This is a genomic window from Mariniblastus fucicola (assembly GCF_008087665.1).
Classification (GTDB): Bacteria; Planctomycetota; Planctomycetia; order Pirellulales; family Pirellulaceae; genus Mariniblastus; species Mariniblastus fucicola.
This window is the reverse complement of the sequence record NZ_CP042912.1, coordinates 1,499,911-1,515,386: the sequence shown is the minus strand read 5'-3', so window position 1 is coordinate 1,515,386 and position 15,476 is coordinate 1,499,911. Positions and strand designations below refer to the sequence as shown.

Below are 15,476 nucleotides of genomic sequence, written 5' to 3'. Positions count from 1 at the left end.
CCCTATCAACGCTACGCGCCGAAAATGAATTAGTCTGAGCCGAAAAAGACATTTCATTGGCTGGTTCCACGTTGTCCGGGGATCTACAATGTCATTTAAACAACACTGAACTGAAATCAGGATTCCAATATGAGCCAATCAAAGAACAAAAAATCGAAACAGCGAGGGCAGGACCGCCGTTCGTTTATGCAAATGTCCGCCGCCGCAGGGATGGTCGGGTTTTGGGGTAGTGCTCTTCCGCGTCCGGGCGTTCTCGCCAATCCGGGTCGTTCAGCGCTGGAAGAAATTCGCATTGCCTGCGTCGGAATCGGCGGCAAAGGCGACAGCGACTCAACGAATATGGCTGGCATCGGAAAAGTCGTCGCCATCTGTGACATCGACGAAGATCGACTGGACAAGAAAGGCCTCGAGTTCCCCGACGCTGCGAAATACACCGACTATCGAAAACTGTTCGATGAAATGGGTGACAAAATCGATGCGGTTTGTGTCAGCACGCCGGATCACACTCACGCTGTGATCGCGCTGCAGGCCCTTCGCATGGGCAAACATATCTATTGCCAGAAGCCGCTGACTCACTCGATCGAAGAAGCTCGCATGATGAGCGAAGTCGCCAAAGCAAAAGGCGTCAAAACTCAGATGGGCAACCAGGGAACTGCGCTAAGCAACCTTCGCGAATCCGCTGCACTTTGCCGCGCTGGCATCGTGGGTGCTCCGAAAGAAATTCACGTTTGGACGAACCGTCCTGTATGGCCGCAAAGCTTTGGCCTGAAAGTCAAAACGGCGCCTGCTGCCGGCGAAGAGAAAGCCTGGGACGAGCGTAAGTCGAAAGTCCATTGGACGAACTGGCTTGGCCCTGCAGAACCGGAAGATTACAGCCCGGAAATCCATCCGTTCAAATGGCGTGGATTCTGGAAATTCGGCACCGGTGCTCTCGGAGATATGGCTTGCCATACGCTCAACATGAGCTTCATGGCTTACGATCTTTACAATCCGACTTCGGTGGAAGCGGTTCACGACAAACACGATGGCGTTTGCTTCCCTGCCAAATCGCAGATCACTTTCGAGTTCCCGGCCAACGAAACTCGTGGCCCGGTTAAAATGGTTTGGTACGACGGCGGTGCTCGCCCGGATGCGGAATTGCTTGATGACCTGCCTCGAATTCAACGTGATGGAAAGTCAAAGCACTACACCAGTGCTGCCTTGGTCGTCGGCGAAAACGGAAAGTTCTACTCTCCTGGCGATTACGGCGGAGAACCTCGTCACACGGGTGTGATCATGAATGGTGAATTCATTCGCCAGGCGAAAATCACGCGTCCTCGTGACACCGATGGCGGCGACAGTCCGTTTGCGAAGTTCAAGGACATCGAGTACACGGTTTCGCCGGGTCACGTCGAAGAACTTGGCGAAGCGATCCACGGTGGCGCTGATCCTGTTTCGAATTTCCCGAAATATTCTGGTCCGCTGACTGAAAGTATTCTGCTGGGTAACCTTTCGTTGATGGCCGGTAAGAAAGTCGAATGGGACGCCGAGAACATGGTCGCCAAAGACGTTGACGAGAAAACGCAAAAGCTGATTCGTCACGACTACCCGGATGAGTACACGATCCACGAACCTGCAACAGTTGGCTAAACGCCGCTGACAACAGAAAACTCACAGCCAACCATTTCGGTTGGCTGTTTTTTTGTCCGTCCACATTTCGAGCCATTCAACTGCTAGCGATATCCCGGACTGGAATTGACCCCAATTGGAACAATTTTCATACTCCGCCTCAAGAATCCCTGTAGAGCGGTCGGCACTCCGACCGGCTTGGGGAAATCAGGTTAATGGAGTAACCCAATGGCGAAATACATGCTCGCAAGCCCCGCTCATACCCGTTCCGCGTTGTTAACGCTCGCCTCTGTCGTTGCGATTTGCGTTCTCGGCGCCCCCGGATTTGCTGACGCTCAGCAACGCAACGAAGCCACTCAATCGCCACGCGTTCAGACGCTGGCGGTCGTTAACGGTTCCTCGATATCACGCCAGGAAGTCGCCAACGAATGCATGCGTCGCTTTGGCAACGAGGTGCTTGAAAGCCTGATCAACAAGATGCTGGTTTTTGATGAGTGCCAACGTCTTGGCGTCACAATCACCGAAAAAGATGTCAACGACGACCTGAGCGCCAAGGCCAAGCAACTGGGTTGGACGACGGAACGATACGTCAAATTCCTGTGTGAGGAAAAAGGAATCAGCGTCGATCGACTCAAACGGGACATCCTGTGGAGCGAACTGGCACTCCGTCGACTTGCCGAATCACAAACTCAGGTCAGCCCACAAGAAGTCAGCGAGCGTCTGGAATTTGAGTTTGGACCCAAAGTCCAGGTTCGCCAGCTGGTCGTCGCCTCAAGAACAGAAGCGGAACAGCTTCGCACGGCCGCAGAAGCCGATCCTGCCTCGTTCGAAAAAATCTGCAAGCAACATTCGATCGATCGCAACAGTGCCTCTCTCGGAGGTCTGCTTCCGCCAGTCCGACTCAACAGCGGCTTTCCTGAATTTGAAAACATGGCCTTCTCGCTCGAGCCCGGCCAGCTTTCGCCGCCGTTCCCGGTTGAAGATCAATTCGTTGTCATGAAATGTATTCGCAAAATCCCTGCTGAGGAACTTGCCGAAGGTGACATCTCGACGGCGTCAGAGCGGATCAAGTCCGAGATTGCCCGGGAAAAACTTCGCGGCGCCGCACTGAAAATGTTCGAACGAATGCAAGCCAACGCCAAGATCGTAAACGTCATGAACGATCCGCAATTGCGGCGTCAGAATCCTGGCGTAGCGGCGACAGTCAACGGCAAACCGGTTCAGCTGAAAATGGTTTCCGAGGAATCGATTGTACGATTCGGCAAGAAAATGTTGGCCGTACTGATCCGCAATCGACTGCTGGAACAGTCGCTTCAGGCTGCCGGAAAAACTCTGGACGAAGAGCAGACTCGCCAACTGATCGACGAAGAGATTGCAAGAGTCGCCGTCGAAAGAGGCTTTGTGGCGCAAGGCCAACCACAAGTCCAGCCGTTTCTTGAGTTCATGACTCGCAACGACGCCTCCAAGGTTGAGTTCTACATCGAAGACGAAGTTTGGCCTTCGATCGCACTTCAGGAACTGGTCCGCGACAACGTGGAAGTCACAGAAGAAGATATCCAGAAGAGCTTTGATGCCAACTACGGTCCGCGTGTTGAAGTCCGAGCCATCATGTTTAGCGATCATCGCTCAGCGTCGAACATTTGGAAAATGGCAACCGCCAACCCGACGGAGGAGTTCTTTGGTCAGCTGGCGAATCAGTATTCGATCGAGCCGATGTCCAAGAACAATTTTGGCCACATCCCACCGGTTCAGAAATACTCGGGTCGCCCGACGTTGGAACAGGAAGCCTTCTCGCTGCAACCTGGTGAAATTTCCAAGGTCATTCAACTGGGTGACTACTGGACGTTCCTCTATTGCCGCGGCCGGACTCAACCTAAAGTCACCGACATCGAGGATGTTCGCGAATACATTCTGCGAGACGTTCGTACGCGGAAGCTGTTTGTCGAAATGGAATTCGCTCGACAGAAGATTTTCAAAGAATCGCAGATCGACAACTACCTGACCGGAACGTCACAGCCCGGAGAAGCCTACATTCGCCAGACTCGGGAATCCGACGGCGGCCGAACTCAGTAGCTCAGCAGGTAGACCTGTAGGCGAAGCAGACACCGCGAGTGCGAGTCCGCCGCTGGCTGACTCGCGCGTTTGCACGTCGCGTCGCGGTTAAAGCTCGACGCGCACTTCGCCGCTGAAGATTGCGAAACCAACGCCTCGGTGCCGAATCGTGATCGGCGCCGAGGCCTGTTCGCCTTCGCCAGATTCTGCCGGCTCAAGTCCCGCGTGCAACAAGATAGCGCCGCGTTGGAACGTCGCATCGTCGATGCTGTAGCTTCTCAGATCGATGTGGTCGAACCCCTGATTTCCATCGATCGAAATCACATCGCCCGCTTGCGCGAAAAAGCACTCTCCGCTCTGTCCGCGATCGGCCTCGACAACAACTTCCGATTCCGTCCAGGGCTCTGCAACCGTGTTGCGAGTCACCGAACCGGTGGTGCTCGCCGGAGCAGACGGATGTGGTGAATTCGGCGTTTCCGTTATCGCATCTTGATTCGGTTGGTCAGCACTTGCTGCGTCGACCATGGGCATATTCCCGACGGCCGGATAGGGCCCGGGCATCAATCGCCACGCGTAGTGATCGCCAGCGCTCTTTCTTGCAACGACTTCTTCCGTCATCTGCTGGGCTGCGACGATCGGAAGCGACGGCATGACCGGGATCGCGCCGTCGACTTCGTAGACGAACGGGTCGACAGCAAATCTGGCCTCTGCAGTCGACGGTTCAACTTCGCCGATCGGCAAATCTACCCGGAACGGCGGGTGTGACGACGCAGACGCTTGTCCTCCGGGATCGTTTACGTTTTCACCGACGGGCTGCCCAAACACGGACGTCGAATCAGTCTGGGACGAACCTTGATTTGCCGCGACAAGGCTAGCAAGCTGATCAGGATCGACTTTAATCTCGATAATTTGCTGGGTCCGACCAAGCTCCCGATCGACGAACACGACCTGTGGTTTCTGCGGCATTTGGACGGCTGGAATCTGGTTTTCCTGCGAATCAGGCGACAGCTGCGAGGTCACTTCGACCAATGACGGGTTCCCTGGGCTTACACCTTGTCCCGATCTGGGATCGACTGAGTTTTGTTGAATGGACATAGGCGGGATGAGCAAAAGACGGGAGCCACAGAAGATGAAGACTTCTATACACAATCGTCAATGCTTCCGCAGAAGTACATCGACCGTCAATCGTGCGGAATATACGGTCGAAATTGTCGAATTTGAGGGACAATCCAGCCTTCGTTGTTCTCCAGCCCGCTCTGTCCTGTTGACCATCAATTTTTGCGACAACTATAATCCTCGGCTTGCAAATCACATTTGAAACGAAAGTCTCATGAAAATTCACGAATATCAGGGAAAAGAACTCTTCAAAAAGTTCGGCGTCAAGGTGCTCGATAATCGCGTCGCCAAATCTGGCGATGAAGCCGCCAAGGCGTACGATGAACTTGGAGGTGCCATCGCGGTCGTCAAAGCCCAGATTCACGCTGGCGGACGCGGCAAAGGAACTTTCATCGAGAATGACAAGCAGTACGGCGTTCAGCTGTGCAAGTCTGCGGAAGAAGCCAAAGCTGCAGCCGAAGCCATGCTGGGCAACCACCTTGTCACGATCCAGACCGGACCCGAAGGCAAACAGGTCAATCAGGTTATCGTCGAAGCCGGCTGCGACATTGCCCGAGAGCTTTATCTTGGCATCGTGCTTGATCGCGAAAACAAATTGCCAGTCCTGATGTGCTCTCAGGAAGGCGGCGTCGAGATCGAAAAAGTCGCTCACGAAACGCCAGAGAAAATCTTCAAGGAGAACTTCGATCCGGCTGTCGGAATCAGCTCTGAGCAAATCAAAACGCTCTGTGACAAACTGGAGCTCACGGGTCCGTCCGTCGCCGCGGCCGACACGTTCATGAAAGCCCTCTGCAAGCTATACGTCGAACTCGACTGTTCGCTGATGGAGATCAACCCGTTGGTCGTCACCGGCGATGGCGATCTGGTCGCTCTCGACGCAAAACTGAACTTCGATTCCAACGCTCTGTTTCGCCAGCCGGAAGTCGAAGCAATGCGTGACCTTTCGGAAGAAGAGGAATCCGAGGTCCGCGCTTCTGATGCGGGACTTAGTTACGTGAAACTTGAAGGCAACATCGGTTGCCTGGTCAACGGTGCCGGACTGGCGATGAGCACGATGGATATCATCAAGCTGCACGGCGGCCAACCAGCCAACTTCCTGGACGTCGGTGGCGGAGCAAAAACAGAAGCCGTAACCGAAGCGTTCCGTATCATCCTTTCGGACAAAAATGTCAAAGGTGTGCTGGTCAACATTTTCGGCGGCATCATGAAGTGCTCGACAATCGCGGAAGCTCTGGTTTCGGCTGCCAAGACCGTGGGCTTCGAAGTCCCATTGGTTGTGCGTCTCGAAGGCACCGAAGTCGAAGAAGGTCGCCGGATTCTTGAAGAGTCCGACGTCGATCTGATCTCTGCCACGGACCTGACTGACGCGGCTGAAAAAGTCGTTGCGGCCATCCAATAGGCTCTCGCAACGAGCTCCCAACAAAACATTCACCTCAACGGAAACAACTAATCATGAGTATCCTGGTCAATAAAGACACTCGCGTCATCTGTCAGGGCATCACGGGCAAAGTCGGCGAATTTCACACACGTGGTTGCCTTGAGTACGGCACGAAAATGGTCGGCGGCGTGACGCCAAAGAAAGGCGGACAGGAAGTTGCTGGTCTGCCTGTGTTCGACACGGTCGCAGAAGCCGTCGAACAAACCGGTGCCGACGCAACGATGATCTTCGTTCCGCCACGGTTCGCCGCGGCCGCGATTATGGAAGCCATCGACGCGAAAATTCCTGTCATCTGCGCGATCACTGAAGGCATTCCCGTGCTCGACATGGTTCCTGTCTACAAAGCTGCACAGGAAGCCGGCGTTGTGCTCGTGGGGCCGAACTGTCCGGGCGTGATCACGCCTGAAGAATGCAAGATCGGTATCATGCCGGGCTACATTCATCAAAAAGGAAAAGTCGGCATCATGAGTCGCAGCGGAACGCTGACTTACGAAGCCGTTTGGCAAACTTCGAACCTTGGGCTGGGCCAAACGACTTGCGTTGGACTCGGCGGCGACCCGATCGTTGGTACCTCGTTCATCGACGTCCTGAAGATGTTCCAGGACGACGACGAAACCGAAGCGATTTTGATGATGGGTGAAATCGGCGGCACGGCGGAAGAAGAAGCCGCGGCGTACGTGAAGGAGCACATCACCAAGCCAGTCGCAGCGTTCATCGCAGGCAAAACGGCCCCTCCCGGAAAACGCATGGGGCACGCCGGCGCAATCATCTCTGGCGGCAAAGGTACAGCTGCCGAAAAGATGGCTGCTCTGGAAGACGCTGGCATCGAAGTCGCTCAAAGCCCGGCTGATATGGGTACGGCGATGAAGCGGGCAATCGAAAAAGCCTAGCTTGCAGGATCACGTGTGGCATAGGCTTCCAACCTGTGACTTGCATGTTCAATCTGCACTTTTGACAACTCCACGAAAAAAGCCCGGCAGTGAAACCGGGCTTCTTTCATTCAGATCCGTCGGAAGATCTTTGTTCTGTTTTCGTCATTCGCCGATGAGTTTTCGTCTTCGGACTTTCAACGTGCTTCGCCGTTGGGCGATATTCTACTGCAAAGCTGTCGTGACTTCTGCTGCGTTGCTTCCCCAAATGGAGCCATTCTGGCCGCCGACAGCCGCGATCGCTGTGATGCAAAGGCCAACGATCAGCACCAACATAACCGCATACTCAACCGAAGTCGTGCCTGTTTCATCTGTCAGAAAAGTGTTTGTTTTGGTGATGAGCTTGTTCATGTTTCGCACCTGACTGAATCCAACTTTCTTGATGATGGGGAACAATTGCACATCGCGTGCCAAAGTGAAATACTGGCTAAACACCGTGTTTTTCGCACGTTCAAAGCACAGAGGTTTTCCTTTTTGAACCACACGTTGCAAAAACACCACGTGGCGTCCTGTTATCATGACGTTTTCAAATCTCCAATCTGAGCCGCTCCATGCAAAAACAATTGCTTGCCGTCATCACGCTGATTCTGCTCTCCGCTTTTTCCACCGCGACCGCTGAGCAGCCTCCGAACATTGTCCTGATCGTTGCCGACGATTTGGGCTACGCCGAACTCGGCTGTTACGGCCAGAAATGGATCAAGACGCCGCACATCGACAGCATCGCCCGCGACGGAATGCGTTTCACCAATCACTATTGCGGCCAAGCCGTTTGTGCTCCGTCGCGATGCAGTCTGGTGACCGGGATGCATCAGGGACACGCAGAAATTCGCGGCAACGGGAATCCAGAACATCGCGGCAAACCACGACCGAAGGAAATGTACTTCCCGGGACAGATGCCAATTTCAGATTCGGCGGTGACGATCTTTGAGCTGCTCAAGACGAAAGGCTATGCGACAGCGGCGATTGGAAAATGGGGACTGGGCGATTTTTCCACTTCTGGCTCGCCGGGCAAGCAGGGAGTCGACCTGTTCTACGGGTTCAATTGCCAGGTTCACGCACACAATCACTATCCGCAATTTCTGTGGCGGAACGAGACCAAAGAAAATCTGAAGGGCAACGATCGAAGCGCGACAGGCAAGACTTTTTCGCAGGACCGTTTCGTTGATGTCGCTTTGGAGTTTGTGGATGAGAATCACGACAAGCCATTTTTGTTGTACTTGCCGTTTGCGATTCCACACCTCTCGATTCAGGTGCCTGATCCGTCGGTCGAAGAGTATCTGAATACAATCCCGGAGGAAGATTACAAACATCGCGGCTATCTGCCTCATCCGAATCCGCGTGCCGGTTACGCAGCGATGATCACTCACATGGATCGTGGCATCGGCCAAATTCTTGAGCGGCTGAAGCAACACGGAATCGACGACAACACGCTAGTCATCTTTACTTCCGACAACGGCCCGACGTTTGATCGGCTGGGCGGATCGGATTCTGACTTCTTTGAATCTTCAGGACCGATGCGAGGGCGAAAAGGCAGCTTGCTCGAAGGCGGGATTCGAGTTCCGATGGTGGCAAAGTTTCCCGGCAAGATCGAAGCGGGCTCGGTCTCCGATCATCGCAGTGCGTTCTGGGATTATGTGCCGACGCTGTGCGAGGCGGCGGGTATTGAGTCGCCCGACAACGTCGACGGAATCAGCTTTTTTCCGACGCTCGTTGGTGGCGATCAACCGGAACATGAGTTTCTCTATTGGGAGTTCCCAAGCTATGGCGGACAGCAGGCTGTCAGGCTTGGCGAACGCTGGAAAGGACTTCGGGAAAAGCTTCAGCGGAAACCGAACGCGCCGATTCAGCTGTACGACTTGCAGAATGACATTGGCGAATCCAAAGACATGGCAAGCGAGCATCCTGAGATCGTGCAACAGATTGAAACGATCATGAAAGACCAGCACGTTGACTCGGAGACGTTTCCGTTTCCTGCGTTGGATAAGTGACTTGCGTTGGCGTGGAGGCTTGTGATTGTTCAGGCTTGTGAGGAATGGGGAAGGTTGAGACGGGCTTGTGTGGAACGGGTACAAGCCTGAGACAGGCTTGCCTACTGTCGAGTGGATCAGTCTGCCCCAGACTTCGAGTAGATCAGTCTGTCCCAGACTGATACCCAACAAACCTGGCGACAGATTCTCATTTCAGTTGCTACAATACCGCCATGAACAACGAACAACTGGATGTCATCGCCGTCGGAGCCCATCCTGACGATTGCGAAATTGGGTGCGGAGGCACGATTGCGAAGCTTGCAAAACAGGGCCTTCGCGTCGGCATTATCGATTTGACGGATGGCGAACCAACGCCTTTGTGCGACGATCCTGCGATCCGGGTCGCCGAAGCACAGGCTGCTGCCGAAAAACTGGGTGCCGTCAAACGGATTATCCTCGAACTTCCCAATCGGCGGCTGTTCGATTCCTTTGAAGCCCGAGTCGAGCTGGCGAAACAGTTTCGCATCTACCGCCCGAAACTTGTCCTCGGAATCGGTGGCAAGACTCCTTTGGCTTCGCCGGATCACTGGCAAGCCATGCAAATCACCGACGCGGCGATCTTTTACAGTCGGCTCACGAAGTGGGATGAGCAATTCGACAACCTTCCCGTGCATCGAATTAGCCGACAGCTCTATTATTCGCTGTTGTTCAATGGCGATTTTTCTGGCGTCGGGCCCAAGCAGATTGTCCACGACATCTCGGATACCTTTGACGCCAAAATGGATTCCATTCGCTGCTACGCGACCCAGTTTCCACCGGAAAAGCAGAGCGTGTTTGAGCGTGTTGAACACATTGCCAAATCCTGTGGGCTGGCTGCCGGATTTGCGGCAGGAGAAGTACTGACATCGCCCAGTCCAATCGCTTCGCAAAATCTGTTTGAAACCCTGATGCTGAACTGATATGCCTGTTCGCCGAGTCCAATTCGATTCCGTTTCTGCTGGTGCTGCGCCGACGAGCCTAGCGGGAATTTTTGATCTTCCAGACGAATCACCGGTGGCGACCGCTGTGTTTGCGCACTGTTTTACGTGCACCAAAGACATCAAAGCGATCGCGCGAATCAGCCGTCTGCTTTCGCGGCACGGGATCGCCGTGCTACGTTTTGATTTTCGCGGGCTTGGCGGAAGCAAAGGTGTCTTCGCGGATTCAAACTTTCTGACCAATCAGGACGATATCCGGGCAGCTGTGGCTTTCATGAGCAACGAAATCGCGCCACCGCAATTGCTGATCGGACACTCGCTGGGAGGAGCGGCCATGATGGCGACGGCTCCCGAATTCCAATCAGCTCGTGGGCTGGTGACGCTGGCGGCGCCTTCTGACACAACGCATCTTGTACAAACTTTGCTGCGACTGAATCCGGCGATTGGAACTGAAGGGCAGGGCGATGTCGTGATTGGTGGGATGACGCATCATGTGAAGCAACAGATGCTTGACGTGTTGCAGAATTTCGATCTTCCGGCGGCGATCAAAAAGCTGACGCTTCCCCATCTGATCTTTCATTCGAAAGTTGATCAAACGGTGGCGATTGAACATGCTCACAATTTACAGGACTGGACCGGCGGGCCGAATTTGCTGATTACGCTTGGCGATTCGGACCACCTGTTCATCGAAAATCCTGGTGACGTTAGAATGATCGCCGACTTCATACAGGCATGGTTTTCAGGGCTTCCAGCGGATGGCTAAACTCTATTTTTACTACGCGGCCATGAATGCCGGCAAAAGCACCACGCTCTTGCAAGCGGCCCACAACTACGAAGAACGCGGCATGAACGTCCTGCTGTATACGCCCGTGATCGACGATCGCGACGGCAGCGGAAAAATTTGTTCGCGACTGGGACTGACGCGACCGGCGATTGCCTTTGATTCGAACTTCGATCTGTTCACCGACGTGGCAGGGCGGCTCAAAGAATCTCCGATTGGCTGCATGTTCGTCGACGAAGCCCAATTCATGTCGTCTAGGCAGGTGCTGCAAGTGTCACTGGTCGCCGATCGATTGGGCGTTCCAGTGCTGTGCTACGGTCTGCGGACGGATTTCAAGGGCGAGCCGTTCGAGGGCAGCAAATATTTGCTCGCGTGGGCCGATGAGTTGGGCGAGATCAAAACGATTTGCCATAGCGGCAAGAAAGCCACGATGAACGCGAGGCTGGATGAAGAAGGCAACCGAGTTTGGGAAGGTGAGCAGATTTCGATTGGTCACCACTACGTCGCGCTAAGCCGCAAAGAGTTTCGTCTGGACAAGGTTTCGCCGGTTGGCTATCACATCGACGAGCAGTCCTAACAGAAGTTGGCCAAGGCGAAAAAAGGCTGACCGTCAATTGACGGCCAGCCTTTGCTGAATGAATCGGCGGCTTGAGCACACCGAAGTTGCAGAACTGAAGTCAGCCCTACCAGATTTTGATCCGTTGGCTTTCTGGTTTGAAAAGCTGGTCTCCTTCTTTCAAATCGAAGGCTTTGTAGAACGCATCGATGTTGGTGACCGGACCGTTGGCTCGATAAGCCGACGGTGAATGCGGATCGGTCAGGAGACGCTTCATCATTTCGGCTTCGCGATACTTGCGAGCCCAAACACGCGACCAGCCTACGAAGAATAGCTGGTCCTGATTCCAGCCGGCGACTTCGATCGGATCTTTGCCGTCGAGCTCAAATGACATCGCGCGATGAGCGATCTCAAGGCCCGAAAGGTCAGCAATGTTTTCGCCCAGCGTAAAGTCGCCTTTGACGAATTTACCAGGCAGTGGCTCATAGCCGTCGTACTGCTCAACCAGTTGCGTTGTCAGCTTCTCGAACGCTTCGCGGTCCGCGTCGGTCCACCAGTTGTTCAGGTTTCCATCGCCATCGTAGCGACTTCCCTGATCGTCAAACGCGTGGCTGATTTCGTGACCGATGACCGCACCGATGCCGCCGTAGTTTAGCGGGGCAGGTGTGTCCGCCGAGAAAAACGGAGTCTGCAGGATGGCTGCCGGGAAAACGATTTCGTTCTTGGTCGGGTTGTAGTAGGCGTTGACGGTTTGCGGCGTCATACCCCATTCTTCGCGATCAATTGGTTTGCCAAGTTTCTGCACCTGTCGATCGTGTTCGACTTTCGCCGAGCGAATCGTGTTGCCAACCAGATCGGCCGGTTCGACTTCGAGTGCTGAGTAGTCACGCCACTTCGTGGGGTAACCAATTTTCGTGCGGATCTTGCTGAGTTTAACTTTCGCCTTGGCTTTCGTTTCGTCCGACATCCAGGCGAGCCCGTCGATGCTGGTGCCAAAAGCTTTGAGCAGATTTTTGACCAGGCGATCCATCTTCTCTTTGGCTTCGGGTTTGAAGTGACGCTGGACGTAGATTTTTCCGACGACTTCACCGAGTGCTCCGAAACCACGACCGCCGGAAATGGCCGCGATGGCACGTTTCCAACGAGGGCGCTGTTCGGTTACGCCGGCCAGTTCCTTGCGATGCAAATCAAAATGTGCGATCACGAAGGGCTCTGAAAGGTATGGTGCAAACCGATCGATCAAATGGAACTTCGCGTATTCCTTCAGCGTTTCCAAAGAGGTCTGCTGCATGATTTCATCCAGCTTTTCAAAATAGCTGGGCGTGTTGACAATGACTTCGTCGCCGGGCTCGACTCCGGAAGCTTCAAACAAAACGCTCCAGTCGATTCCGGGAGTCAATTTGGCAAGGTCTTCCGTTTTGTATTTGTTGTAGCGGCCTTCGGCATCGCGAAGTTTGATGTTGCTCCACGACGCATCTGCGAGGCGGGTTTCGAAAGCAAAGACTTCTTCGCCGTCGATCGAACTGCCGGTCAGCTCGACCAGTTTCTCGACGTACTGCATGTAAGCGGCTCGTGCCGATTCGTTTTTCTCTTCGTGCCGCACAAGGTAGTAGTCTCGATCCGGCAAGGTGGTTCCGTTCTGAACCAGATGAACGATGTACTGCGTGGAGACTTTGGCGTCCTGTGAGATATAGGCGCCCAGTGGAGTCGAAACTCCCATTTGATCAAGCGATCCGAAATGCTCGATCAGAGCTTCTTTGGATTCCAGAGCGTCGATTTTCGCAAGCTCTTCCTGAATCGGAGCCGCGCCAAGCTCGTTGGCTTTTTCGACATCCATGTAAGCCTTGAAGAAGTCACCGACTTTTTGTTCGTCGCTGCCCTTCGGATGGTCGGCTGCCGAAAGCTCTTCGACGATCGCTTTCAAACGCTCTTCGGAAAGGTCAGCCAGTTTGGTGAACGAACCGTAGTTGGATTTGTCCGCTGGGATGGGAGTATTCTTCAACCAGGTTCCGTTGACGAACTCAAAAAGATCGTCCTGGGGTCGGATGTCGCGGTTGAAAGAAGTTGTATCGAGTCCGGCCGTTTGTTCATCCTGGGCATGCGAAAGTGCAGCGCTGGAGAGAACAAGCAGCAACGATAGTGAATATCGGAGAATGCAATTCATGTTAGCTCGCTGTTATGGTGTGCCATTATTCAGGCATCATTATCAGCGATCTGCATTTCCCGGAAAGGGGCAACGCCAGGTTAAACGGCAGACGGAGCACCAAAGGCCGTAGTCCAGCCAAAAGATGGCTACCTGCCAGCCTGTTCCTTGATCAGATTCTCAAGGGCATCGACTCCGGTGAATGCACCTTGAACCGCCTGTTTGGGGAATAGCAGTTTCGGAACAGCACCACCGTTGAGCATCTTGTACATCATGCAATGGCGTTGAACATAAGCACCGGCTGTTTTCTTTTTTCGCTCTTTGTCGAGACGCTCTTCGCCCACCATTTCATTGGCCTTTGCGAGCGCCTCCGCAAACGAAGGTGCGTCTTTGCCGTCAAGCAGCCACTTGTGAAACTCAGAGAACTTCGCAGGATCGCAACGCCAAACCGCAATGGCCAACGTCGAGATTTCGCAAGCCTCCGCGTGAGCGAGATGATCAACTTTGATCGCCCCGTTGCAACGCGAATTCATTGGCACGGGCAGAACAACCACGGCGAGGTCGTCCCCCATTCTTTCTTTGACTTTGAAAATCGCTTCGCTGGTTGAGCGACAATGCGAGCACGTGTAATCAAACATTTCGACGAAAACGTACTTGGCAGTCGGGCTTCCATCGACAGGCCACTGATGAGCGTTGAGCTTGCGGCCCATGAACTCAACAATTCGTGGCTCAGGCTTCTCCTGCTTGGGCTTCTTCTTGGCCTCAGCATCGTTCTGGTCTTCTGAATCTGCCTGGTCGTCTGCGTCGTCCTGTTCAGAGTCAGCGTCCGCATCGGCTTCCGAGGCTTCTTCCTTTTCCTGCTGCGACGATTGCTGCAGGATCATCAGTGATGCGAGCGGACTTCGAACAGCAGCCAACTGGCAGGCTGCATCCACACCCGATTTTGCGAGTGATCGCAACTGAGAAACCTGGACGGCCGCAACGTCATCGTCTGATTCGCTGGTGTCTTCTGAGGGAGTCTCGATCGAGTCATCCTCTTCATCCTCAAACTCCTCGTCCATCGGTGGCATGAACAGATCGTCGTCCCCGGGCGGCAGCAGCATCATGCCGTCATCCACAGGCGCGTTTTCGAAGTCTTCCGGAGCGACCGCGAACGTTGAATCATCACCAGAAGCCGCATTCGCGGTAGGGACGTAATCGATGGTCTCATACATCTGCACTTCTTCGGAATTGACCTGAACTCCGATCATTACAGCCAAACCAGCGGCCGCAAGACTCGAGACGGCGGCAAGAGGTGGCAGTGCAATGCGAGTCCGCGACACCAGAACCGCGGTAGCGATGAGCAGCCCGCAAGCGTGAGCGCCAAGGCACCAAGGACACAGGTGCTCAAGAACGAAAACTTGCAAGTAGATGAAGTAAAGTGCGGCCAGAGCGGCAGCGATCGCCAATCCAGTCACAGCGGACCAGGCCATCAAGCGGACAGGGCTGGAGAGCTTTTTCATGCAAGTCACCGAGGCGGCGACGATCATCGCGACATAGGTTCCCAGCGCCATCGCGCTCACAGGAATGCCGAACACTTTGGACCATTTGCTGTAGATCACGTGAGCACAGTCAAACAGTTGACCTCCGGTGCATCCCGCGATTTCGGACGCTGTCACTGACACGTAGGTCAAGTAGGACGATATCGCTAACGCGGTCAGCATTGGAATGGCTAACGCTGCGACGAACCAGTTGGACGGAAGGGAGAAACGGCGAAACTCGACTCGGACGCGATTGTTGCCGTCGCCGGATACTGCTTCGATAGTTTTCAAAACGTCTTTGCTTATGGAACTCATGACCAGCCCTGAATTTGTTGCACCATGAACATGTCATGGATTTACATGGTACTGCGAGCGCAAACTCCGCAGAT

12 protein-coding genes are annotated in these 15,476 nt (G+C 54.1%); 8 read left to right on the top strand and 4 right to left on the bottom strand.

What is annotated here, in order from left to right:
• The first annotated feature begins 129 nt into the window (after window positions 1-129).
• Window positions 130-1,629, top strand: coding sequence for a Gfo/Idh/MocA family protein (locus MFFC18_RS05490; protein ID WP_075081701.1), 1,500 nt, complete (start codon window positions 130-132; stop codon window positions 1,627-1,629).
• A gap of 219 nt (window positions 1,630-1,848) precedes the next feature.
• Window positions 1,849-3,681, top strand: a complete 1,833-nt coding sequence (locus MFFC18_RS05485; RefSeq protein ID WP_168211071.1) for a peptidylprolyl isomerase — start codon at window positions 1,849-1,851, stop codon at window positions 3,679-3,681.
• Between the two features lie 87 nt (window positions 3,682-3,768).
• Here the strand turns inward: MFFC18_RS05485 and MFFC18_RS05480 are convergent, their stop codons facing one another.
• Complete coding sequence (locus MFFC18_RS05480; protein WP_148618663.1) at window positions 3,769-4,626, bottom strand: hypothetical protein; 858 nt, start codon at window positions 4,624-4,626, stop codon at window positions 3,769-3,771.
• 364 nt (window positions 4,627-4,990) lie between these two features.
• Between MFFC18_RS05480 and sucC the strand changes: the two genes are divergently transcribed.
• Complete coding sequence (gene sucC, locus MFFC18_RS05475; protein ID WP_075081704.1) at window positions 4,991-6,175, top strand: ADP-forming succinate--CoA ligase subunit beta; 1,185 nt, start codon at window positions 4,991-4,993, stop codon at window positions 6,173-6,175.
• Between the two features lie 53 nt (window positions 6,176-6,228).
• Window positions 6,229-7,104 carry a succinate--CoA ligase subunit alpha gene (gene sucD, locus MFFC18_RS05470; RefSeq protein ID WP_075081705.1) on the top strand — a complete coding sequence of 292 codons (876 nt, stop codon included), beginning with the start codon at window positions 6,229-6,231 and terminating at the stop codon, window positions 7,102-7,104.
• 204 nt (window positions 7,105-7,308) lie between these two features.
• On the opposite strand, the gene MFFC18_RS25225 is transcribed toward sucD, so the two are convergent.
• A complete protein-coding gene (locus tag MFFC18_RS25225) occupies window positions 7,309-7,662 on the bottom strand; it encodes a Flp family type IVb pilin (protein ID WP_202907469.1) in 354 nt (117 codons plus the stop codon).
• Between the two features lie 32 nt (window positions 7,663-7,694).
• Here MFFC18_RS25225 and MFFC18_RS05460 point away from each other — a divergent pair, with 32 nt between their 5' ends.
• From MFFC18_RS05460 to MFFC18_RS05445, 4 genes are all read left to right on the top strand, one after another.
• Window positions 7,695-9,131 (top strand): arylsulfatase, encoded by a 1,437-nt coding sequence (locus MFFC18_RS05460; protein ID WP_075081706.1) that lies wholly within the window; start codon window positions 7,695-7,697, stop codon window positions 9,129-9,131.
• A 212-nt stretch (window positions 9,132-9,343) separates the two neighbouring features.
• Window positions 9,344-10,069, top strand: a complete 726-nt coding sequence (locus MFFC18_RS05455; RefSeq protein ID WP_075081707.1) for a PIG-L family deacetylase — start codon at window positions 9,344-9,346, stop codon at window positions 10,067-10,069.
• Between the two features lies 1 nt (window position 10,070).
• A complete protein-coding gene (locus MFFC18_RS05450) occupies window positions 10,071-10,850 on the top strand; it encodes an alpha/beta hydrolase family protein (protein ID WP_075081708.1) in 780 nt (259 codons plus the stop codon).
• On the top strand, window positions 10,843-11,445 hold the full coding sequence (locus MFFC18_RS05445; protein WP_075081709.1) for a thymidine kinase: 603 nt from the start codon (window positions 10,843-10,845) through the stop codon (window positions 11,443-11,445). The genes MFFC18_RS05450 and MFFC18_RS05445 overlap by 8 nt, the downstream gene beginning before the upstream one ends.
• A 106-nt stretch (window positions 11,446-11,551) precedes the next feature.
• On the opposite strand, the gene MFFC18_RS05440 is transcribed toward MFFC18_RS05445, so the two are convergent.
• Together MFFC18_RS05440 and MFFC18_RS05435 are read right to left on the bottom strand one after the other, a co-directional pair.
• Complete coding sequence (locus tag MFFC18_RS05440) at window positions 11,552-13,588, bottom strand: M13 family metallopeptidase (RefSeq protein WP_075081710.1); 2,037 nt, start codon at window positions 13,586-13,588, stop codon at window positions 11,552-11,554.
• Window positions 13,589-13,716: 128 nt separating this feature from the next.
• On the bottom strand, window positions 13,717-15,402 hold the full coding sequence (locus tag MFFC18_RS05435; protein ID WP_075081711.1) for a vitamin K epoxide reductase family protein: 1,686 nt from the start codon (window positions 15,400-15,402) through the stop codon (window positions 13,717-13,719).
• Window positions 15,403-15,476: the final 74 nt, after the last annotated feature.

What these genes read in the sequence shown, in the direction of transcription:
- MFFC18_RS05490 (WP_075081701.1), top strand. Translation starts at nt 130, where the DNA reads ATGAGCCAATCAAAGAACAAAAAATCGAAACAGCGAGGGCAGGACCGC.
- MFFC18_RS05485 (WP_168211071.1), top strand. Translation starts at nt 1,849, where the DNA reads ATGCTCGCAAGCCCCGCTCATACCCGTTCCGCGTTGTTAACGCTCGCC.
- MFFC18_RS05480 (WP_148618663.1), bottom strand. Translation starts at nt 4,626, where the DNA reads ATGCCGCAGAAACCACAGGTCGTGTTCGTCGATCGGGAGCTTGGTCGG.
- sucC (WP_075081704.1), top strand. Translation starts at nt 4,991, where the DNA reads ATGAAAATTCACGAATATCAGGGAAAAGAACTCTTCAAAAAGTTCGGC.
- sucD (WP_075081705.1), top strand. Translation starts at nt 6,229, where the DNA reads ATGAGTATCCTGGTCAATAAAGACACTCGCGTCATCTGTCAGGGCATC.
- MFFC18_RS25225 (WP_202907469.1), bottom strand. Translation starts at nt 7,662, where the DNA reads ATGATAACAGGACGCCACGTGGTGTTTTTGCAACGTGTGGTTCAAAAA.
- MFFC18_RS05460 (WP_075081706.1), top strand. Translation starts at nt 7,695, where the DNA reads ATGCAAAAACAATTGCTTGCCGTCATCACGCTGATTCTGCTCTCCGCT.
- MFFC18_RS05455 (WP_075081707.1), top strand. Translation starts at nt 9,344, where the DNA reads ATGAACAACGAACAACTGGATGTCATCGCCGTCGGAGCCCATCCTGAC.
- MFFC18_RS05450 (WP_075081708.1), top strand. Translation starts at nt 10,071, where the DNA reads ATGCCTGTTCGCCGAGTCCAATTCGATTCCGTTTCTGCTGGTGCTGCG.
- MFFC18_RS05445 (WP_075081709.1), top strand. Translation starts at nt 10,843, where the DNA reads ATGGCTAAACTCTATTTTTACTACGCGGCCATGAATGCCGGCAAAAGC.
- MFFC18_RS05440 (WP_075081710.1), bottom strand. Translation starts at nt 13,588, where the DNA reads ATGAATTGCATTCTCCGATATTCACTATCGTTGCTGCTTGTTCTCTCC.
- MFFC18_RS05435 (WP_075081711.1), bottom strand. Translation starts at nt 15,402, where the DNA reads ATGAGTTCCATAAGCAAAGACGTTTTGAAAACTATCGAAGCAGTATCC.